Here is a 20,704-nt window from a genome sequence, read left to right as displayed (position 1 = left end):
GCGACGGGTTCCGGGACTGCTCCGCGACTGCCTCGCGGCTGCCGGCCCCTCAGCTGTCTCCTCTCAGGAGCAGGGCCGGCAGCAGCACCGCGCGAGGAACGCCGACCAGATACAGCAGTGGTGACACATAGCCACCGTTCAACCGGGCGCCAAGATGCAGGCACTGCCCAGCGCAGTGCCCGCCGTCAGCAACCTGGCCGACGGGTTGCCCTGCCGCGACCCGGTCACCGACCGCGACACTGGCCGACACCGGCTCGATGCTGGACACCAGGCCGTCGGCATGTTCGATCGAGAGCACGGGGCGGTCGACCACGACCCCGGCGAACGAGACGATACCGTCGGCCGGTGCGACCACCTGCCGGCCGACCTTGGCCGACAGATCCAGACCCCGATGGCCCGGCGCATACAGCGTGGCCGGCGCCTGGAAACCCCGGAGCACCGGATGCGGCGGAGCCAGCGGCCAGTGCCAGGTGCCGGAGGTGGCCGTCTCCGCAGCCGTCTCCGCAGCCGACTCCGGAGCCGTCTCCGGAGCCGTCTCCGTGACTGACGCCGCCCCGGATGGTGTCGCACCCGCCGCGTCGCTCCGCACGATGGACAGGTAGGACAGCGGCAGCAGCGCGGCCGCGAGGAGCAGACGGAAGGCATTCATGCCACCACCGTGCGGCCTCCGTCCCGCCCGAAACCGGTGAGGGCGGTATTCGTGACCGGATCCCGGACCACCCCGCCTGGGGAGGGACGCCCGCACGTGCCGGCGCGCGCGCGAGGCACCCCCGTGGGTGCTAAACTTCCCGGAGCAGCGCTTGCGCGCTGACTACGCGTGCCCATTCGGCCTCCAGACCCACTCGGTCCTCGTTTCTTTCAGATGCGGGGCGGTTCTGTGCCGGGCACCAGGAGTAGTGATCATCCGATCACGACACAAACCGATTGGCGTTCGCCTGCATCGCAGCGCGCGCCGGACAAGGAGAACGGCTCATGGCCGTCGTAACCATCCGCCAGCTGCTCGACAGCGGCGTGCACTTCGGGCACCAGACCCGCCGTTGGAACCCGAAGATGAAGCGCTTCATCTTCACGGAGCGATCCGGCATCTACATCATCGACCTGCAGCAGTCGCTCGGGTTTGTCGACAAGGCCTATGACTTCGTCAAGGAGACGGTTGCCCACGGTGGCACCATCCTCTTCGTCGGAACGAAGAAGCAGGCGCAGGAATCGATCGCCGAACAGGCCATCCGCGTGGGCCAGCCCTACGTCAACCAGCGCTGGCTCGGTGGCCTCCTCACCAACTTCCAGACCGTTTCCAAGCGTCTGGCCCGCATGAAAGAGCTTGAAGAGCTCGACTTCGAGGACACCGCCAAGAGCGGTTTCACGAAGAAGGAAATGCTCATCAAGAAGCGCGAGCTCGTCAAGCTGCACAAGAGCCTCGGCGGCATCCGCAACCTCACGAAGACGCCGTCGGCGCTGTGGGTTGTGGACACCAACAAGGAGCACCTCGCCATTGACGAAGCCCGCAAGCTCGGCATCCCCGTCATCGCGATCCTTGACACCAACTGCGACCCGGACGACGTCCAGTACCCGATCCCGGGCAACGACGACGCCATTCGTTCCGTCGGCCTGCTGACCCGCATCATCGCGGACGCTGCAGCCGAGGGTCTCATCCAGCGCCACGCCAAGCCGGAGGCCGAAATCGAGCCTCTCGCCGCGTGGGAAGCCGAACTCCTGGCCGCTCCTGCCGAGAACGCCCCGGCAGCTGACGAAGCCGCCGCCGTCTCCGACGAGACCGCCGAGGCCGTCGTGGCCGCGCCGGTTGCCGACGAGGAAGCCGCCGCAGCCTCCGCCGCAGAAGCCGAAGCCGCAGCCGTTGTTGCAGCCGACGCTCCCGCCGAAGAAACCAAGTAAGGACCAAGCATGGCAAGCATCAGCCTCGCAGACGTCAAAGCGCTGCGCGAGCGCCTCGGTACCGGCATGGTCGACACCAAGAACGCCCTCGTTGAAGCCGAAGGCGACATGGAAAAGGCCGTCGAACTCCTTCGAATGAAGGGTGCGAAGGGTAACGCCAAACGCGCCGATCGTTCCACCTCCGAGGGACTCGTCGCCGCCAAGGAAATCGGCAACACTGCCACCCTGATCGAACTCGCCTGCGAGACCGACTTCGTCGCCAAGGGCGATAAGTTCGTTGCACTAGCGGAGAAGGTCTTGGACGCGGTCGCCGCTGCCACGGCCACCACGGTCGAGGAAGGCCTGGCCGCTCCGGTCGACGGTCAGACCGTCGGCCAGCTCATCGACGGCGAGGCCGCGATCATTGGCGAGAAGTTCGAACTTCGCCGCGTCGCATCCGTCACGGGTGAGAAGTTCGCGATCTACCTGCACAAGACCAGCAAGGACCTGCCCCCGCAGGTCGGCGTCGTTCTGGGTTACTCCGGAGATGACGCGGAGACCGCGCGCAGCGTGGCTCAGCACATTTCTTTCGCGAACCCCGAGTACCTCGCTCGCGAAGACGTTCCTTCCGACCTCGTTGAGGCCGAACGCCGGATCGTCACCGAGATCTCGAAGAACGAGGGCAAGCCGGAGGCGGCACTGCCCAAGATTGTCGAGGGTCGCGTGACCGCGTACTTCAAGCAGGTTGCACTCCTCGAGCAGGATTATGCCAAGGACAACAAGCTGTCCGTCAGCAAGGTCCTGGCTGATGCCGTACTGACCGTCTCGGGCTTCGCCCGATTCAAGGTCGGCGCGTAACCGGTCGTTCGATCGTAGTGAAGGAGATCGGGTTGCAGTCGCAATCCGGTCTCCTTCTGTGTGTGGGCACCCACCAGCCCACCCAGTAGTTTTAGAACACCGCCGGAACACGGCACAGCACGGCACAGCACGGCACGGCACAGAGCATCACGAGGGAAGAAGCGCACAGAATGTCAGACACGGTCAAGAAGCGCAGGGTCCTCCTCAAACTTTCCGGCGAAGCCTTCGGGGCAGGCAGCCTGGGCGTCAATCCCGACGTCATCAGTGCCCTCGCCCGCGAGATCGCCGAGGCGGCCAAGCAGGTCGAGATCGCGATCGTCGTCGGCGGCGGCAACTTCTTCCGCGGTGCCGAATTGTCGCAGCGTGGAATGGACCGCGGCCGTGCCGACTACATGGGCATGCTCGGCACCGTCATGAACGCCCTGGCCCTCCAGGACTTCCTCGAGCAGGCCGGAGCCGAGACACGGGTGCAGTCCGCGATCGCGATGACCCAGGTCGCCGAACCGTACATCCCTCGTCGCGCGGAACGCCACCTCGAAAAGGGCCGCGTGGTCATCTTCGGCGCCGGCGCCGGGCTGCCCTACTTCTCCACCGATACGGTTGCGGCTCAGCGTGCCCTGGAAATCGATGCGGACATCGTGCTCGTCGCCAAGAACGGCGTCGACGGGGTTTACTCCGACGACCCGCGCACCAACCCGGACGCGCACAAGATCGACCACATCACCTATCAGGAGGCCCTGCAGCGCGGCCTCAAGGTCGTCGACTCGACCGCCTTCAGCCTCTGCATGGACAACGGAATGCCCATGCAGGTGTTCGGGATGGCCCCGCACGGCAACGTGACGGCCGCCATTCTCGGCGCCGATCTGGGAACCCTCGTCTCCAACTAAGCTTGACAATGCCATCGAAGAAGGAGTCATCGTGATCACGGATGTTCTGTCCGACGCCACCGCCCGCATGCACAAGGCCGTGGAAGCCGCCAAAGACGACTTCGCGACCGTGCGAACCGGTCGTGCGAACCCGCAGATGTTCGCCAAGATCCTGGTGAACTACTACGGCACACCGACGCCGCTGGAACAGCTCGCCTCGCTGCAGAACCAGGAGGCCCGCACGCTCCTGATCGGGCCGTACGACAAGGGCGCCCTGCGAGACATCGAGCAGGCCATTCGCGACACTCCGAACCTGGGCGCCAACCTCGGAAACGACGGCAACGTCATCCGGGCCACACTGCCGGAGCTGACCGCGGACCGCCGCAAGGAATATGTCAAGATCGTACGCACCAAGGCCGAAGATGCCAAGGTGTCGGTGCGCAACCTGCGCCGCAAGGCCAAGGACGACCTCGACGCGCTCAAGAGTGAAGTGGGAGACGACGACGTGGCCCGCGGCGAGAAAGAACTCGAACACATTACCAAGACCCACGTGGATGCCATCGATGACGCCCTGAAGCGCAAAGAAGCAGAACTCCTCGAGATCTAAGGACGATCCAGCCTCATGACGGACGAATCAGGCGATTCCGGAGAACGCGAAGGGTTGCGCGCCAAGCGTGAGCATGGTGTCAGTCGCGCCGAGTTCAGGGCCCAGATGCAGTCGAAGAAGGCCGATCTCGAACGTCAGATGCTGGCGACCCGGGCGCAACTGGATGCGACTCAGGAACGCATCCAGGCGCGCACCGGGCGTAACCTGATCCTGGCAACCCTGATCGGGCTCGCGCTTGGTTTGTTCATGCTGTTCAGCCTCATCTTCATCAAAGACCTGTTCATGGTCTGCGCGATCGCGTTCGTGGGTTTCACGGCCTTTGAACTTGCTCAGGCGCTCCGTCTCGCCGGACGCAACGTGCCGCGCGTGCCGGTTGTCCTGGCATCCGTGGGCGTCGTGCCTGCCGCGTTCTACCTCGGCGCGGCCGGCCAGTGGCTGGCCACGCTCGCCGGCATTGGATTGATCGCCCTGTGGCGGCTGGCTTTTCTCGTCCGGCGCGCCCACCGCGCTCCCGCCCGGGAGGTGCTCGGCGACATCGGTGGTGGCTTCCTGATCCAGGCCTACGTCGTCTTCCTCGGCAGCTTTTCTGTGCTCCTGGTCGCCCAACCCGACGGCCAGTGGTGGACCCTCGCCTTCCTGCTGCTGGTCATCTCCGCCGACACCGCGGCGTACGCCGCCGGCCTCAGCTTCGGCAAGCACCGCATGGTCCCCTCGATCAGCCCGAAGAAGACCTGGGAAGGGTTCGCCGGCGCCGGCGTCGCCTGTCTCGGGATCGGCGTGCTGCTCGCCGTGTTCATGCTCGACCAGCCCTGGTGGTTCGGCCTTGTCTTCGGGGTGGTCATCTTGTTCAGCGCGACTTTCGGCGACCTGGCCGAATCCCTGATCAAGCGTGACCTCGGCATCAAGGATATGAGTTCCTGGCTGCCTGGTCACGGCGGTCTCCTCGACCGGTTGGATTCGATCCTGCCGTCGGCCGCAGCCGCGTACGCCCTCTACCTGATCTTCGCTTAGCGGCCTCGGTTTAGTCAGGCGCGCGGCAGTGAGGCAGAATGTCCCAGTGACCTCCACCTTCCCTCGGACCGGCAAGAAGACGCTCGGCTACAGCGCTCCGCAGGTGGAGGAGTTCCTCGCCGTCGCCCGAAAAGCGTATGACGCCACCGACGACAGCGTCGGGTTGACCGCCGAGGACATCCGTCACACCGCGTTCAGCATGCACAAGGGCGGATATTCGCCTACGCACGTGGATGCGGCCCTCGAGCGTCTCGAAGACGCTTTCGCGACCCGCGACCGGGACCGTGCGGCGCAGGCGCAGGGCACCGAGGCGTGGCTGGCCGAGGTGCATGACCTCGCTCAGGTGCTCGTGAACCGGCTCAGCCGGAAGGACGGACACCGCTTCCACCGGGTGAGCGTCCTCAGCGTCGGCTACAGCCGGGCGGATGTCGACCGGCTCTCCCACAAGCTCGTCCGGTACTTCGAAGACGGGCTCCCCATAACGGTGCAAGATGTGCGCTGTGCCGTCTTCCGGCCCCAGCACGGCGGTTACCGGGAAGCCCAGGTCGACGTTGTGCTGGACAGCGTCGTCGACGTGATCCTGGCCGTCCGTTGAGGTGCGTCGCGCGCCGTGTCGAGGTCAATCGGCACCGTTATCTGGCTGTTATGTCGGATTTCCGATAGGCTCGAAAAATCGTGGGTAGACATCTGAACATCATTGAGTCCGAACACGCCGTCAGGCCCGTCAAGGTCAGAATGAGAAGGTCCCGCCCGCGAGGGCGCATCCCCCTCGTCGCCTTCACCGCCGCAGCGGCGTTCGTACTCGTCACGGTCGTCGACCCGTATTCCGGCGCGACGGCCTCACCCTACTTCCAGGTTGCCGGTGACCGATTCAACGGTGAGGCAGCCCAGGAGATCCAGGTCACTGCCGCAGCCTCGAACACCTTCACGCGTGACAGTTTCACCGTCACCGAGAAACCCAAGCCCGTTCCCGTTCCCGTTCCCGTCGCCGCTCCCGTCGCGTCCCGGTCCGCGTCGAGTTCGGCTCCATCGGCGGCCGTTCCTGACCCCGGTTCCGCGCAGGCGATTGCCGCCGATGCGGTGGCCGCCCGCGGCTGGGGCGACGATCAGTTCAACTGTCTCGTGTCGCTCTGGAACAAGGAGTCCGGCTGGCGCGTCAATGCGGAGAACAGCTCCAGCGGTGCCTACGGAATCCCGCAGTCGCTGCCGGGCTCCAAGATGGCCACCGCCGGTGATGACTGGGCGACCAACCCCGCGACCCAGATCCAGTGGGGCCTCGGCTACATCTCGGGCCGCTACGGCACCCCCTGCGGCGCCTGGGCGCACTCCGGCGACGTCGGCTGGTACTAGCGCTCTGTGTTCGTCCAGGGTCGCACGTAGACTGGCTCAATGGCCCGCAGCAACCGACCCCGTGGCCGCAAGCCCGGTCCGGGAGCCGATGATGACGGCCTTGAGCGGATGCGTGCCGGCTGGCGACGCACGGAAACCCGCCGCGACGGCCTCTGGACGGTGCAACCCGTACCGGGGCCGCAAGCCGTGAAATCGTACCTCTGCCCCGGCTGCCACGGCGAGGTTGCCCCCGGCACCGCGCACGTGGTCGCCTGGCGCGGCGACGGCGTCATGGGTGAGGCATCCGACCTTGCCGCGAGGCGCCACTGGCACTCGCACTGCTGGAAGATCAAATAACCGCCCAAGCGGCACCAGGGGAGAAACCATGACGTCGAGTGTGGAAATTCGTGGCGGCGTCGAGCTGCCGGCCGTGCGCGAGCAGATCGAGCTGCACACCGCGGACGGCCTGACCCTGGTCGGCGAACTGGCCACGCCCGTGAGCCGGGCACCGGTGGCGACGCTGGTAACGCTGCATCCGCTGCCCACTCACGGCGGCTTCATGGACTCACACATCCTGCGTAAGGCGGCCGGGCGGCTGCCGGCCCTGGCCGACCTGGCGGTGTTGCGCTTCAATACGCGCGGCACGACGTCGCCGCGCGGCACGAGTGGCGGCAGCTTCGGCGACGGCCTCGATGAGCGCCTCGACGTTGCCGCCGCGATGGCGTTCGTCGCCGAGCGCGGGCTGCCCGATCCCTGGCTGCTCGGCTGGTCGTTCGGCACGGAACTCGCAATCAAGTACGGCCTGGAGCACCCGGTCCGGGGTGCCATTCTCCTGTCGCCGCCGCTGCACCGGGCGTCTGACGCCGAGCTGGCCGCCTGGGCCGGCCGGGACGCGAGGCTGGTGGCCGTCATCCCCGAGTTCGACGACTACCTCCGCCCCGAGGAGGCCCGGGAACGCTTCGCGAGCGTGCCGGACACCCGGCTCATCGCCGTGGAGGGCGGGAAGCACCTGTGGGTGGGGGAGAGTGCCACCCGCCGCGTACTCGACGAGATCGTCGCCGTGGTCAACCCGGCCGCCGCGCCTCTGCCCACGGAGTGGACTGCATCGGCCTAGTACCCGACCGTCCTAGAGCTCGTTCTGTCGGGGGATCACGACCTGCTTGATGATCATGATGGTTGCCGCGGCGACGGGGATGGCGATCAGCGCGCCGAGGATGCCGAGCAGACTGCCGCCCGCGAGAGCGGCGACCACGACGACGGCGCCGGGAACGGCCACGGCCCGGTTCATGATGTTGGGGCTGAGCAGATAGGCCTCCACCTGCATATAGATCAGGTAGTAGATCGCGGCGACCAACGCCGTGAACATCGAGCTGCCGATTCCGGGGATCAGGCAGGTCAGCACGATGATGATCGACCCGGAGATCGTGCCCACGAGGGGGATCAGCGAGAACAGGAACGCGATCAGCGCGAGCAGCGCCGGGAACGGCGCGCCGATGATCGACAGGAAGATGAAGCTGAGCACGCCGTTGCAGAGCGCCAGGGCTCCCTGGCCGATCACGAATCGGCCGACGGATGTCGTGATCTGCTCGCTGAGATCGGCGAACCGAGCCCGCTTCGAGGCCGGTACCAGCTGATACACGGCCTGCTTGATGCTGTTCAGCGATGCCGTGAAGTACAGCGTGAGGATCAGGATGATCAGGGCGCCGAAAAGGCCGCTGACGATGGCGAGGCCGGACTGGATGATCGTGCTCGTGATGTTGGTGATGTTGCCGCCGACGAAATCGGTGACCGACTCTGTGATTTTCGACAGCGGGAGAGCCGGAAACTGCTTCTGCACATCGGCGAGAAAGGTGGAGGTGTTGATGGACGTGACCAGGTCCGGGATGGCCTTGGAGAGCTTGGAGACCTGGTCGACGATGATCGGCACGACGGCGAAGATCACTCCGGTCAGAACCCCGATCACGGCGACGAGCACCGTGAGCATGGCTGCCCAGCGGGGAAACCTCTTCTTCTCGAGCCAGGAGACGGCCGGGTCGAGCCCGAGCGCGAGGAACAGTGCCGCACCGATGTAGGTGATGATCGTTTGCAGAGTGATCACCGACGTGATGATGAGCAGGCCGACGCCGACGCCGAGGGTGCCGATCAGTCCGACGCGAAAAGCATTCTGAATCTTCACTGATGTCCCCTCGGCTGGTGTCAGTGCTCGTCGTCGTCGTTGGCGGCGACCTTTTCCGCCTGCGTGAGCAGACCGCGCAGGCTCTCGAAGTAGCCGGCCACGGCGTCACGCTCAATCCTAATCTGGGACAGGCGCTCCTCCGCGTCGGCCACGAGCACGCGCGTGCGCAGTTCGGCATCGGTCACCAGCGCGGCGGCCCGCGTCTCGGCGTCTCGCACCAGACGTTCCACCGATTCCTCGGCAACCTTCTTCGATGCCCTGACCTCATCGCGGGCGGAGGCGTCCAGCTGGTCGTTCAATGCGCGCAGTTCGACCGTGCGCCGGTTCGTCTCGGCAAGCTGCTTGGTGGCATCCGCGACGAACTTCTGCGTCTGGGCCACCGCCTCCTGGTGGCGCTGCAGCTGGCCCTGCTCCGCTTCGTCTCGCCGGGCCTTCAGCTCGACGTCGAGGTCGGCCCTGGTCTGATCGATCTCGCGCTTGAGCTTGGCGGCTTCGTGCTCTCCCCGCTTGCGAGCGGCCGTCAGATGGTTCTCCAGGTCGATGCGCAGCTGCTCGCTTTCGGCGGTGAAGTCGGCGCGGGTCTGCTCATTGTCACGACCAAGGTCGGCGTGGGACTGCTCGATCTCGGCCGCGAGGCCGACGCGTGCCTTGTCGATCTCACGGCTGAGGTCGGCGCGCTGGCGTTCGAGGTCGCGGGCCAGGTCGGTCTGGGCCTGCTCGCTTTCGACGGACAAATCCGCGCGCTGCTGCAGCGTCTCCCGTTCGAGGTCGGTTCTCGCCTGCTCGATTTCGATTGCGAGAAGGTTGCGGGCCTGTTCGGTCTCGTGGGCGAGGTCGATGCGAGCCTGTTCGGTTTCCCGGACGAGGTCGATGCGGTGCTGATCCGTCTCGGCGGCGAGGTCGATGCGAGCCTGTTCGGTTTCCCGGGCCAGGTCGGCGCGTTGCTGGTCGAGTTCGTGGGCGACTTCGGCGCGGGTCAACTCGGTCTCGCTCGTGAGCCCGGCCGCGACCTCACGGGCCTCGGTCGCCTCCCGCTGCGCCACCACGCGAACCTCGGCGGCCTCGCGCTCCGCCTCTGAGCGGATCGCGGCCACTTCCCGCTTCACGGTTGCGCGCAGCTCGGCGGCCTCGGTGGCCACCGCTCCGCGGATGGCCGCCGCTTCGTGCACGGCGTCCTGGGTGAGCGTGGTGGAGTCCTCGTGGGCCCGGGCGAGTAAGTCGTCGGCTTCAGCGACGGCATCATTGAGGATGCGGCCGGCCTTGACCGCGGCATCCGACAGAGCCCGTTCGGCGTGCTCCTTGCCCTCGCGGAGCAGGGTCTGCACTTCGCTCGCTGCGGAGGCGCGCAGCCGTTCGGCGTCGATGTCCGCCTGGGCGATCACCCTCGTCGACTGCTCTTCCGCCACGCGCAGGGTGTTCTCGAGCTTGGTGCCGAGACCGGAGAACGTGGGGCTGCCGACCTCTTCGATTTCCGCGTTCAGATCGTCGATCTGGGTGGTGAGGCGTTTGATTTCCTTCTTCGCCTCGGTGCCCTGGGTATTCGCCTGAATCAGGTCGCGGCGCAGTCCCTGGATGGTCTTGTCGACTTCGTCGCGGTCGTAGCCGCGGAATACCTGGGTGAAGTCTGCTTCGTCGTTCGCCACGCTGTCTCCTCAAAATGGGGCTCTGACCCCCGTTTACGGACTGACAGAGGGAGCCTCCACAATTTTAGTCTGTTCAGACCGCACTGGTGCGTCCCAACCCGAGGGACTATTAGGTGCCTCTCAGGGGCAACCAGTATCGTAAGACGTCCTGTCTGTTGCTGATCGGGCCCGCATCCGGGTCCAACGTGCCCGTGTGCGCGATGAGCGGCCGGCGACACAGGAGGGTTGACGTGCGTTTTGTTCTTGCCATAATGGCATTCGTCCTTGCTGCGGCGATGATTGTGCTCGGCATCGCCCAGCGGACCATTTTTCTCGATCCGGCCTCGGTGAGCCTGAGCGCATCCGTGGAGGACGCCCTCTTCGCGGTGGTCGAGTCCAGTGCGCTCAATGCGGTGCCGGGAAGCCAGACGATCACCGTCAGTGGTTCCGAAAAGGTTTTCCTGGCCTACGGGCGCACCGACGACGTCAAGGCGTGGCTCGGAGATGAACCGTACGTCGACATCCGCAAGGCCAAGGACACGGTCGCCCTCAGCAGCACGCTCATCGATCCGGCCACGGAGGCCGAATCGGCCACCGAGTCTGAGTCCGGCCCCGCGGCGCCGGCGGACCCCGCGGCTGAGCCGGAGACGGTCGCCAACCCGGCGGGCTCCGACCTGTGGCTGCAGGAGTTCACGGCTGAGAACACGCTGACCACCACCCTCAAGGTTCCCGACGGCATCTCCCTGATCGTGGCCTCCGACGGCACGGCCCCCGCGCCCACAGATGTCAGCCTGTCCTGGCCTACCGACAACTCCACTCCCTGGGCAGGCCCGCTGATCGTCGGCGGCGCTGCCGTCGGCCTGATCGGCTTGATCATCTACCTCCTGGCGCTCCTGCACCTGCGCCGCTCCCGCGGCCCCCGCCGCAATCTGCCCCGCGGACCACGGATGCCCCGGCTCCCGCGCGTGCCCCGTCCAAAGGCCATCAAGGCGAGCCAGATCAACCGATCCGGTAAATCGATCGCCCGGTCCATGGTCGCCGTGCCCGTGATCCTGGTCAGCGGTTTGGTGCTCAGCGGTTGCTCGGCCGATTTCTGGCCGGCCACGTCCTCTCCCGACGCTGCCGCCAGTGGGACGCCGACTCCGACCGACACCGCCGGCCCGGCCCAGGACGTGCCGCCGCCCGCCGTGACGGTGCCGCAACTCGAACGCATCGTGACCGATATCGCCTCGGTGACCGCGGATGCCGATGCGAGCCTCAACGCCGACACCCTCGCCACCCGGTTCACCGGCCCGGCATTGGAGAAGCGACTGGCGAACTACAAGATCCGCGGGGCCGACCCGGCCATCGCCGCGCTTCCGGCGCTGCCCACGTCGCCCCTCCGGCTCACGCTGCCGCAGCAGTCCTCCACCTGGCCGCGCGTCGTCATGACGGTCCTCCAGGACGAGGCTGACACCGCCGCCGCGCCGACGGCCATCGTGCTGCGACAGGAGTCGCCGCGGGCCGACTACCTGGTCGAATACATGATTCAGCTTGAAGCGGCCGCCACGGTCCCCAAGGTCGCCCCGGCGACCATCGGCGCCCCGATCATTGCGCCCGACTCCACGTTCCTCCTGCTCTCACCCGACCAGGTCGCCGCGGCCTACGCCGACGTGCTCCAGCTGGGGGAGGCCAGCCCCTCCTACGCCCTGTTCGAGGCGGAGGGCGACAGCTTCCGCACCCAGGTCACCGAACTGAAGACCTCACGCCAGGCCGGCCTGCCCTCGACGGCGTCGATCGAATTCGGTGCGGCCGCCGGCACCGGGCGCACCGTGGCATTGGCGACCAACGACTCCGGCAGTATCGTCGCCGTGAGCCTGACCGAGACCGAGACGGTGAAACCGGTGGATGCCGGCGCGACCGTGAGCCCCGAGGGTGCCAGCAAGGCCCTCTCCGGCATTACCGCCACGGCCAAGGGCATCACCAGCACCTACGGCGACCAACTCCTGTTCCATGTTCCGGCCGCCGGTTCGAACGAAAAAATCGTCCTCCTTGGTTTTTCCCAGGGTCTGATCTCATCAACGGAGCTTCCATGAGTGTTGTCCCCCCGTCCCTGTCCGGCATGAACCTGCGTGGAGCCGTAGACCTGTCTACGCTGGTGAACCGTCCGGCGGCGCCGGCCGCGGGCGCACCGCCGGCGCCGGTGGGGCCAGGGGCGCCGGGCGCGCCCGGTACACCCGCGGTGGGTCCGGTCGCCGTACCCAGTCTCGTGCTCGAGGGCACGGATGCGAATTTCGGCGAGATACTGGAACTCTCGATGAGCGTTCCGGTCATCGTGGACCTCTGGGCCGAATGGTGTGAGCCGTGCAAGCAGCTCACGCCGATCCTGGAAAAGCTCGTCCTGGAATACGCCGGCCAGTTCGTGCTGGCCAAGGTCGACGTGGACTCGAACCCGCAGCTCACCCAGGCCTTCCAGGCGCAATCGATCCCGACCGTGGCCGCCGTGATCGGCGGTCAGCCGGTGCAGCTGTTCAGTGGCGCACTGCCTGAGGGCCAGGTGCGCGAGGTTCTGCACCGGGTCTTCGAGCTCGCGGCGCAGCACGGCGTCACCGCCATGGCCGCCGCCCCGGAGGCCGCCGGCGACGCCGAAGCGGAGGCGCCGGCCGCCGAAGAACCCGAGCTGCCGCCGCTGCACCAGGAGGCCTACGACGCCATCGAGCGCGGAGACTATGACGCGGCGATCGCCCTCTACAAGACGGCGCTGGCGCGGGACCCCCGGGACCAGATGGCCGTCGCCGGCCTGGCCCAGGTGAGCCTCCTGGCCCGGTTGCACGGCAAGACCATGGCCGATATCCGCTCCGCCGCGGCGGCCGCGCCCCACGACCTTCAGACGCAGCTCGCGGTCGCCGACCTCGACCTTTCCGGCGGTCACATCGAGGATGCCTTCGATCGGCTGCTCGCCCTCTTCCCCGCGCAGGAGCCGGCCGGCCGCAACCTGATCCGCGAGCGTATCCTGGAATTGTTCGAGGTCATCGGCCAGGACGACCCGCGGGTGCCGCCCACCCGCTCCCGCCTGACCGCGCTGCTGTACTAGACGGCATCGAACTCGTTCGGGATGGGGTCGCTCAGTCCCACGCTCTGCAGCAGCAAAAAATGGCCCCGTCGGCGTTTCCGACGGGGCCATTTGCGCGCTCTCGCGCACTGGGGCGAAGCGGGTCAGCGGTGTAGGCGCAGCCAGAGACCGGCCAGCGGGGGCAGGGTCACCACGGCGGATGCCGGGCGTCCGGCCCACGGCACGGCGAGCGCGGTCACGGCACCCAGGTTTCCGACCCCGGAGCCGCCGAAGTCCGCGGCATCCGTGTTCAGAATCTCCTCCCACACCCCGGCGAACGGCAGGCCGACCTGGTAACCGTTGTGCGGTGCCCCAGAGAAGTTGAACAGGCAGGCAATGGGGTTGCCGTCGGCGTCCCAGCGCAGGAACGAAACCACGTTCTGGGCGGCCGCGCCGCCCTCGAGCAGCTCGAAGCCGCTCGGGTCGTTGTCCTGGGCCCAAAGGCTCGGGTTCGACCGGTACACCCGGTTCAGCTGGCCGACAAGCGTGAACAGGCCGCGGTGAGCCGGCTGGTCGAGGGTCCACCAGTCCAGGCCGCGCTCCTCGCTCCACTCGGAGCGCTGCCCGAATTCCTGACCCATGAACAGAAGTTGCTTGCCGGGGTGCGCCCACATGAAGGCGAGATAGGCACGCACGTTGGCGAGCTGCTGCCAGGAGTCACCGGGCATCTTCGCGACCAGCGAGCCCTTGCCGTGCACGACCTCGTCGTGGCTGATCGGCAACAGGAAATTCTCGCTGAACGCGTAGACGAATGAGAACGTGATCTGGTTGTGGTGGTGCGCCCGATACATCGGGTCGATCTGCATGTACTCCAGCGTGTCGTGCATCCAGCCCATGTTCCATTTGAAACCGAACCCGAGACCACCGGCACTGGTCTGCGCCGTGACCCCACCCCAGTTGGTGGACTCCTCGGCGATCATGACCGTGCCGGGATTTCGCTTGTAGGCGGTGGCCGTGATCTCCTGCAACAGGCTGATCGCCTCGAGGTTCTCGTTGCCGCCGTGGATATTCGGCTCCCACTGGCCGTCCTCGCGGGAGTAGTCCAGGTAGAGCATCGAGGCCACGGCGTCGACCCGCAGCCCGTCGATGTGGAACTCCTCGAGCCAGTAGAGGGCGTTCGCGACCAGAAAGTTGCGAACCTGTTTCTGGCCGAAGTCGAAGACGTAGGTGCCCCAGTCCATCTGCTCGCCGCGGCGAGGGTCGGGGTGCTCGTACAGCGCTTCGCCGTCGAAGCGGGCCAGCGCAAAGTCGTCTTTCGGGAAGTGCCCGGGCACCCAGTCCATCAAGACGCCGATGCCGGCCCGGTGCAGCCGGTCGATCAGGTAGCGCAGGTCGTCGGGGTGGCCGAACCGGCTCGTCGGCGCGTAGTAGCCGCTGACCTGGTAGCCCCACGAGCCGCCGAACGGATGCTCGGTGAGTGGCATGAACTCCACGTGCGTGAACGCCAGTTCGTTCAGATAGTCGATCAGCTGGTCGGCGAGGTCGCGGTAGCTCAGCCCCGGACGCCACGACCCGACGTGCATCTCGTAGATGCTCATGGCCCGGTTGTGGGGGTCGGTGGCCGAACGGTCGGTGAGCCAGCCGGCATCCGCCCACTCGTAGCTGGTCTCACCGATGATGGAGGCCGTCTTGGGCGGGATCTCGGTGTAGCGGGCCATCGGGTCGGCCTTGCGCACCCAGTCGCCCGAGCGGGTCAGCAGCTCGAACTTGTAGTTGGAGCCGGCGGTCAGCCCAGGCACGAACAACTCCCAGACCCCGGTGCTGCCCATGTTGCGCATGGCGTGCAGCGTGCCGGTCCAGGCGTTGAAGTCGCCGATCACGCGGACGGCCCGGGCATGCGGGGCCCACACGGCGAAGGATGTTCCAGACGTGGTGCCCAGCGGGCCCGCGTTCGGCCGGTAGTGGGCGCCGAGAACATCCCACAGGCGTTCGTGGCGACCCTCGCCGAGAAGGTGCAGATCGAGCTCGCCGAGGGTGGGCAGGTAGCGATAGGGGTCGTCGACGATCCAGGTGGGGGCGTCGCTGTAGCGGGCCTCCAGCAGGTAGTCCTGAAGGCCGAGAGTGCTCACGCCCTGCCAGATACCGTGGCCCAGGTGCGCCAGCTCCACATGCGCGCCCGTGAGCAGCACGGCGAAGACCTCGGTCGCGAGCGGGCGGAGGGCACGGATGACGGTGAGCGGGTCCGCGATACCGGCCTGATCGATCAGGTGCTGGCCGAGGACCTCGTGCGGGTTGTAGTAGCTGCCCGTGGAGACGGCCTGGAGGACGTGGTCGGCGATGACCGGCAGCTCGAACGGCCCGGCGGAGTGCAGCGCTCCGGCAGGCTTCGGCACGCTCGCCTTCACGGCTCCCTGCGGCTGGGCGGCAACCGACTCGTCCAGGAACTTCTGGTCAGTGGTCCTTTTGTCAGTGGTCCTTTTGTCAGTGGTCTTCTTGGCTGCGGTCTTCGTGTCTGCGGCCTTCGTGTCTTCGGCCTTTTTGGCCGCCGGACCTCCCTGTGCGTGCTTCATTGAGCTGGTCCTTTCACGTGCAGGATGTGCACCGGTTCGGTGAATGCGTCGAGGCGCACGAAGTTGTCGGCCGACCAGGTCCAGATGGCGCCGGTGATCAGGTCCTCGACCTCGAACACGGAGCCGTACGGCAGACCGAACCGGGCGACGTCGAGGTGCACGACGGTTTGGCGCACGGAGTGGGGGTCGACGTTGGCGACGATGATCAACGCATCCGAGTGCCCGCTGCCCGTGAACGGCGCGTCGAGGAATTTGCTGTAGACAAGGATCCCCTCGTCTTCGCTCTCGTGGAGATCGAGGTTGCGCAGCTGCCCGAGGGCCGGGTGCTCGGCGCGGATCCGGTTGAGAAGGGTGAGGTAGGGCGCCAGGGACGCGCCGGCCGCTTCGGCGCCCGCGAAGTCACGCGGCCGGTACTGGTACTTCTCGTTGTCGATGTTCTCCTCGGCGCCGGGCCGGGCCACGCACTCAAACAGGTCGAAGCCCGTGTACACGCCCCAGGTCGGCGCCGCGGTGGCCGCGAGGGCCGCCCGGATTTTAAACGCCGCCGGACCGCCGAACTGCAGATACTCGGAGAGGATGTCGGGCGTGTTCACGAACAGGTTCGGCCGCAGGAAGTCGGCGGTCTTGTGGGCAAGGCCATCGAAGAATTCCGCGAGTTCCTGCTTCGTGTTGCGCCAGGTGAAGTAGGTGTACGACTGCTGGAACCCCACCTTGCCCAGACCCTGCAGCAGGGCAGGCCGGGTGAAGGCCTCGGCGAGGAAGAAGACATCCGGGAATTCGGCGTTGATCTCAAAAATCAGCCACTCCCAGAAATCGAGCGGCTTCGTGTGCGGGTTGTCGACCCGGAAAATATTGACGCCCACTCCGATCCAGTACCGCACGATCCGCAGCACCTCAGCGCGGATACCCAGAGGGTCATTGTCGAAGTTGACCGGGTAGATGTCCTGATACTTCTTCGGCGGGTTCTCGGCGTAGGCGATGGACTCGTCGGGAAGCGTGGTGAACCACTCCGGGTGCTCGGTGACCCAGGGGTGGTCGGGCGACGCCTGCAGGGCCAGGTCGAGCGCGACCTCGAGGCCGTTCTCGCGAGCAACCGCAAGAAAGAACTGGAAGTCGGCGACGGTGCCGAGGTCCGGGTGGATGGCGTCGTGGCCGCCGTGCGCCGACCCGATCGCCCAGGGCGAGCCGGGGTCGTTCGGTCCGGCGTCGAGCGTGTTGTTGGGTCCCTTGCGGAAAGCCAGGCCGATCGGGTGGATCGGCGGCAGGTAGAGCACGTTGAATCCCATCGCGGCGACGGCCGGAAGCCGGTTGGCCGCGGTGCGGAAGGTGCCGCTCTGCCAGGAGCCGTCGGCGCGCTTCACGGCGCCCTCCGACCGAGGGAAGAACTCGTACCAGGAGCCGACGCCGGCCCGGGTGCGTTCGACCAGCACGGTCCGGGATTCCGAGACCGATTCGAGCCCGGCCATCGGGCGCACGGCGGCCGCGGCAGCCAGCTTCGGGCTGCTGAGCACTTCGAAGCGGGCGGCGACGGACTTGGCCGGGTCGACGAGGGACTTCGCGGCCGCGGTGAACGTGCGCCGCTCGTTCAGAGGGCGGGTCTTGACGGCGCTCTCACGGATGAGCAGCTCAGAGCCGATCAGGAACATGAGTTCCACATCGACCTCGGCGGGGATCTTCAGCGAGGCGTTGTGCCGCCAGGTGGCCCAGTCGTCGGCGTAGGCGCGCACGCGGTAGGTCCAGCGGCCCTGGGTTCCGAGGGTGACGAGGCTCTCCCAGCGGTCGGTTCCGGGGGAGTTCAGGGACATCGGATGCTGCGACTCGGTTCCATCGGGAGCGGTCAGCAGCAGCATGACGCCGATGAGGTCGTGCCCCTCCCTGAACGCGGTCGCGGCGAACGGAACCGCTTCGCCCACGAACGCCTTCGCGGGCCAAAGGTCGTCGTTTAATTGAGGGGACAGATCGAGGATCGGGATACGGCCGATCCGAGGTTCTGCCGGGACTGTCGTCTGGACTTCCTGAACCGCGCCGAGGGTTTCAGGAGCCGCACCTGTGCGTTTTACTGTCTTAGCCACCTACTGACCGTAGCGCGGATCGGGGGTGTATTGCTGCCTCTATTCACCCGCCGGACACGTCACGCACCTAGGCTGAGGATGTGAAAGCGATCCGCAAATTTACCGTCCGAACCGTGCTGCCCGAGTCGCTCGCCGCGCTCGACGAGCTTGCCGGCAACCTGCGCTGGTCCTGGCATGAGCCGACCCGCCAGTTGTTCGAGCACATCGCCCCCGAATTGTGGCGTGAGAGCGGTACCGACCCGGTCGCGTTGCTGGGGGCCGTCGACACGGCCCGCCTCGAAGCGCTCGCCCAGGACAACGACTACGTGGCGTGGGCGAACGCCACCCGCGACGAGCTGCGCGACTACCTCGAGAAGCCCCGCTGGTACCAGGGGCTCGAGGGCGACAAGCCGGCATCGATCGCCTATTTCTCCCCGGAGTTCGGCATCGCCGCCGCGTTGCCGCAGTACTCGGGCGGCCTCGGCATCCTCGCCGGCGACCACCTGAAGAGCGCCTCGGACCTTGGCGTGCCGCTGGTCGGTGTTGGCCTCTTCTACCGTGCCGGGTACTTCAGCCAGGCCATCTCACCCGACGGCTGGCAGCTGGAGAGCTACCCGCTGCTCGACCCCGACGGCCTGCCGCTGTCGGTGCTGCGCCGGGCCGACGGCTCGCCCGTGCAGGTCTCCCTCGCACTTCCCGACGACCGAACCCTGCACGCGCGGGTCTGGCAGGCGATGGTCGGCCGCATCCGGCTCTTGATGCTCGACACCGACATCCCCGAGAACACCGACGACCTGCGACTGGTCACCGACCGCCTGTACGGCGGCGGCGGCGAACACCGTCTGCTGCAGGAGCTGCTGCTCGGCATCGGCGGCGCGCGCGCCGTGAAGAAGTGGAGCAGCCTCAACGGCCAGGCCGACCCTGAGGTGTTCCACACCAACGAGGGTCACGCCGGTTTCCTCGGCCTCGAACGCATCTCCAGCCTGATCGGCGAGGGGCTCAGTTTCTCGGAGGCGCTGCAGGTGGCCCGGGCCGGAACGGTGTTCACGACCCACACGCCGGTCGCCGCCGGCATTGACCGGTTCGAGCGCAGCCTGGTGCGGCGCTACTTCGAGACCGACCTGCTTCCGGGCGTCGCCGTCGACGACCTCCTCGCCCTCGGCGCGGAGAACTTCGAGGATGGCAACCCGGACGTCTTCAACATGGCCCTGATGGGCCTGCGACTGGGGCAGCGCGCCAACGGCGTCTCGAAGCTGCACGGCGAGGTCAGCAGGGTGATGTTCAAGGGTCTATGGCCCGGTTTCGACGCCGACGACGTGCCGATCGCCTCGATCACGAACGGTGTGCACGCCCCCACCTGGACCGACCCGGCCCTTCTCGCGCTCGCGCAGAGCCGACTGGGCACCAGCGACACGTCCGCCGCCGATTGGGCGTCGCCCGCCGTGTCCGACACGGATCTGTGGCAGGTGCGCGGCCAGATGCGCCTGCAGTTCGTCGAGGACGCCCGCCGACGGATCGCCGCGGCCTGGGAGGGGCAGAACCCGGGCGGCATCGTGCCGTCCTGGATCGGGCGGGTCTTCGACCCGAACGTTCTCACGATCGGGTTCGCCCGCCGCGTGCCGACCTACAAGCGTCTGACCCTGATGCTGCACGACCCCGAGCGGTTGCGCGCGCTGCTGCTGCACTCCGAACACCCGATCCAAATCGTAATCGCGGGCAAATCGCATCCGGCCGACGAGGAGGGCAAGCGCCTGATCCAGAGGATCGTGCAGTTCGCGGCCGACCCGGCGCTGCGCACCAAGATCGCGTTCCTGCCCGACTACAACATCGGTATGGCCCAGCTGATGTACCCAGGCACGGATGTCTGGCTCAACAATCCGCTGCGCCCGCTCGAGGCGTGCGGCACGTCCGGCATGAAGGCGGCCCTGAACGGCGCCCTCAACCTGTCGATCCTCGACGGCTGGTGGCCGGAATACTACGACGGCAACAACGGTTGGGCGATCCCCACCGCAGACGCCGCCGGTGACGCGGCCGAACGTGACCGGCTCGAGGCGGACGCGCTGTACGAGCTGATCGAGCACCAGGTCGCACCGAAGTTCTACGACCGCAACGCCGACGGAGTGCCCGAACGCTGGGTCTCCTCGATTCGGCAGTCGCTCGCGAAGCTCTCACCGGAACTCAACGCCGGTCGGATGGTGCGCCAGTACGTGCAGGAGCTGTACCGGCCTGCCGGCACGGCCGAGGCCCGCCTGTCCGAGAACAACTACCGGGCCGCCCGGGAATTGGCCGCCTGGAAGGGGCGGATCGTCTCGGCCTGGCCCGGCGTAGCCGTGACCCACGTCGAATCCGGCGGCGTCGCCTCGGTGCCGCAGGTCGGCGACGAACTGCACCTCCGCGCACACGTGCAGCTGAACGGTCTTGCGCCCGAGGACGTCACCGTCGAGGTCGTCTACGGCAAGAGCCTCGCCAATGACGACCTGAGTGATGTCAGTACCCTGCCGCTCAATACGGAACCGTTCGGGACCGGTGCGACGGATGCCAGCTCGCCGACGCTCTTCACCGGCACGATAGAACTCGACCGTGGCGGCGCATTCGGCTACACCGTGCGGGTCGTGCCGCGCAACGAGCTCCTGGTGAGCCCCGCCGAGATGGGTCTGATCGCCGTCGCCGGCTAGCGCTGACCGGCCTCACGAAAAAGCACCTTCGTTCCG

17 protein-coding genes are annotated in these 20,704 nt (G+C 66.9%); 12 read left to right on the top strand and 5 right to left on the bottom strand.

Annotated elements, in window-relative coordinates:
• Nucleotides 1–49 precede the first annotated feature (49 nt).
• A complete protein-coding gene (locus E3O22_RS07325; RefSeq protein WP_134396272.1) occupies nt 50–649 on the bottom strand; it encodes a M23 family metallopeptidase in 600 nt (199 codons plus the stop codon).
• A gap of 323 nt (nt 650–972) precedes the next feature.
• Between E3O22_RS07325 and rpsB the strand changes: the two genes are divergently transcribed.
• The 9 genes from rpsB to E3O22_RS07280 all read left to right on the top strand — a co-directional run bounded on the left by rpsB (nt 973) and on the right by E3O22_RS07280 (nt 7,657).
• Nucleotides 973–1,893, top strand: a complete 921-nt coding sequence (gene rpsB / locus E3O22_RS07320; RefSeq protein ID WP_134396271.1) for a 30S ribosomal protein S2 — start codon at nt 973–975, stop codon at nt 1,891–1,893.
• A gap of 9 nt (nt 1,894–1,902) precedes the next feature.
• On the top strand, nt 1,903–2,730 hold the full coding sequence (gene tsf / locus E3O22_RS07315; RefSeq protein ID WP_134396270.1) for a translation elongation factor Ts: 828 nt from the start codon (nt 1,903–1,905) through the stop codon (nt 2,728–2,730).
• A 170-nt stretch (nt 2,731–2,900) separates the two neighbouring features.
• Complete coding sequence (pyrH, locus tag E3O22_RS07310; RefSeq protein ID WP_134396269.1) at nt 2,901–3,617, top strand: UMP kinase; 717 nt, start codon at nt 2,901–2,903, stop codon at nt 3,615–3,617.
• A 31-nt stretch (nt 3,618–3,648) separates the two neighbouring features.
• Nucleotides 3,649–4,203, top strand: a complete 555-nt coding sequence (gene frr, locus E3O22_RS07305; protein ID WP_104103176.1) for a ribosome recycling factor — start codon at nt 3,649–3,651, stop codon at nt 4,201–4,203.
• Nucleotides 4,204–4,218: 15 nt separating this feature from the next.
• The gene (locus E3O22_RS07300; protein WP_241976552.1) at nt 4,219–5,214 is read left to right on the top strand and encodes a phosphatidate cytidylyltransferase; all 996 of its coding nucleotides are present in this window, start codon (nt 4,219–4,221) and stop codon (nt 5,212–5,214) included.
• 46 nt (nt 5,215–5,260) lie between these two features.
• A complete protein-coding gene (locus E3O22_RS07295) occupies nt 5,261–5,809 on the top strand; it encodes a DivIVA domain-containing protein (RefSeq protein WP_134396268.1) in 549 nt (182 codons plus the stop codon).
• Nucleotides 5,810–5,889: 80 nt separating this feature from the next.
• Nucleotides 5,890–6,564, top strand: coding sequence for a lytic transglycosylase domain-containing protein (locus E3O22_RS07290; protein WP_241976551.1), 675 nt, complete (start codon nt 5,890–5,892; stop codon nt 6,562–6,564).
• A 39-nt stretch (nt 6,565–6,603) separates the two neighbouring features.
• The gene (locus tag E3O22_RS07285; protein WP_134396267.1) at nt 6,604–6,900 is read left to right on the top strand and encodes a hypothetical protein; all 297 of its coding nucleotides are present in this window, start codon (nt 6,604–6,606) and stop codon (nt 6,898–6,900) included.
• A gap of 28 nt (nt 6,901–6,928) precedes the next feature.
• Nucleotides 6,929–7,657, top strand: a complete 729-nt coding sequence (locus E3O22_RS07280; RefSeq protein ID WP_134396266.1) for an alpha/beta hydrolase — start codon at nt 6,929–6,931, stop codon at nt 7,655–7,657.
• A 12-nt stretch (nt 7,658–7,669) separates the two neighbouring features.
• Here E3O22_RS07280 and E3O22_RS07275 read toward each other — a convergent pair whose 3' ends face one another.
• Together E3O22_RS07275 and E3O22_RS07270 are read right to left on the bottom strand one after the other, a co-directional pair.
• The gene (locus E3O22_RS07275; protein WP_134396265.1) at nt 7,670–8,719 is read right to left on the bottom strand and encodes an AI-2E family transporter; all 1,050 of its coding nucleotides are present in this window, start codon (nt 8,717–8,719) and stop codon (nt 7,670–7,672) included.
• A gap of 20 nt (nt 8,720–8,739) precedes the next feature.
• A complete protein-coding gene (locus E3O22_RS07270) occupies nt 8,740–10,362 on the bottom strand; it encodes a hypothetical protein (protein WP_134396264.1) in 1,623 nt (540 codons plus the stop codon).
• A 251-nt stretch (nt 10,363–10,613) separates the two neighbouring features.
• Here E3O22_RS07270 and E3O22_RS07265 point away from each other — a divergent pair, with 251 nt between their 5' ends.
• Both E3O22_RS07265 and E3O22_RS07260 read left to right on the top strand, forming a co-directional pair.
• Nucleotides 10,614–12,416: a hypothetical protein gene (locus E3O22_RS07265; protein ID WP_241976550.1), complete on the top strand. Its 1,803-nt coding sequence runs from the start codon at nt 10,614–10,616 to the stop codon at nt 12,414–12,416.
• Nucleotides 12,413–13,414, top strand: coding sequence for a tetratricopeptide repeat protein (locus E3O22_RS07260; protein WP_134396262.1), 1,002 nt, complete (start codon nt 12,413–12,415; stop codon nt 13,412–13,414). Before E3O22_RS07265 ends, E3O22_RS07260 begins: the two co-directional genes overlap by 4 nt.
• A gap of 122 nt (nt 13,415–13,536) precedes the next feature.
• Here E3O22_RS07260 and glgB read toward each other — a convergent pair whose 3' ends face one another.
• Both glgB and E3O22_RS07250 read right to left on the bottom strand, forming a co-directional pair.
• Nucleotides 13,537–15,942 carry a 1,4-alpha-glucan branching protein GlgB gene (gene glgB, locus E3O22_RS07255; RefSeq protein ID WP_134396261.1) on the bottom strand — a complete coding sequence of 802 codons (2,406 nt, stop codon included), beginning with the start codon at nt 15,940–15,942 and terminating at the stop codon, nt 13,537–13,539.
• Complete coding sequence (locus E3O22_RS07250; RefSeq protein WP_134396322.1) at nt 15,939–17,909, bottom strand: maltotransferase domain-containing protein; 1,971 nt, start codon at nt 17,907–17,909, stop codon at nt 15,939–15,941. The genes glgB and E3O22_RS07250 overlap by 4 nt, the downstream gene beginning before the upstream one ends.
• A gap of 185 nt (nt 17,910–18,094) precedes the next feature.
• On the opposite strand from E3O22_RS07250, the gene glgP reads away from it, so the two are divergent.
• Nucleotides 18,095–20,668: an alpha-glucan family phosphorylase gene (glgP, locus tag E3O22_RS07245; protein ID WP_134396260.1), complete on the top strand. Its 2,574-nt coding sequence runs from the start codon at nt 18,095–18,097 to the stop codon at nt 20,666–20,668.
• Nucleotides 20,669–20,704: the final 36 nt, after the last annotated feature.

Source organism: Cryobacterium sp. TMT2-18-2 (assembly GCF_004402245.1).
Lineage (GTDB): Bacteria > Actinomycetota > Actinomycetes > Actinomycetales > Microbacteriaceae > Cryobacterium > Cryobacterium sandaracinum.
This window is presented reverse-complemented; position numbering and strand designations above follow the sequence as displayed.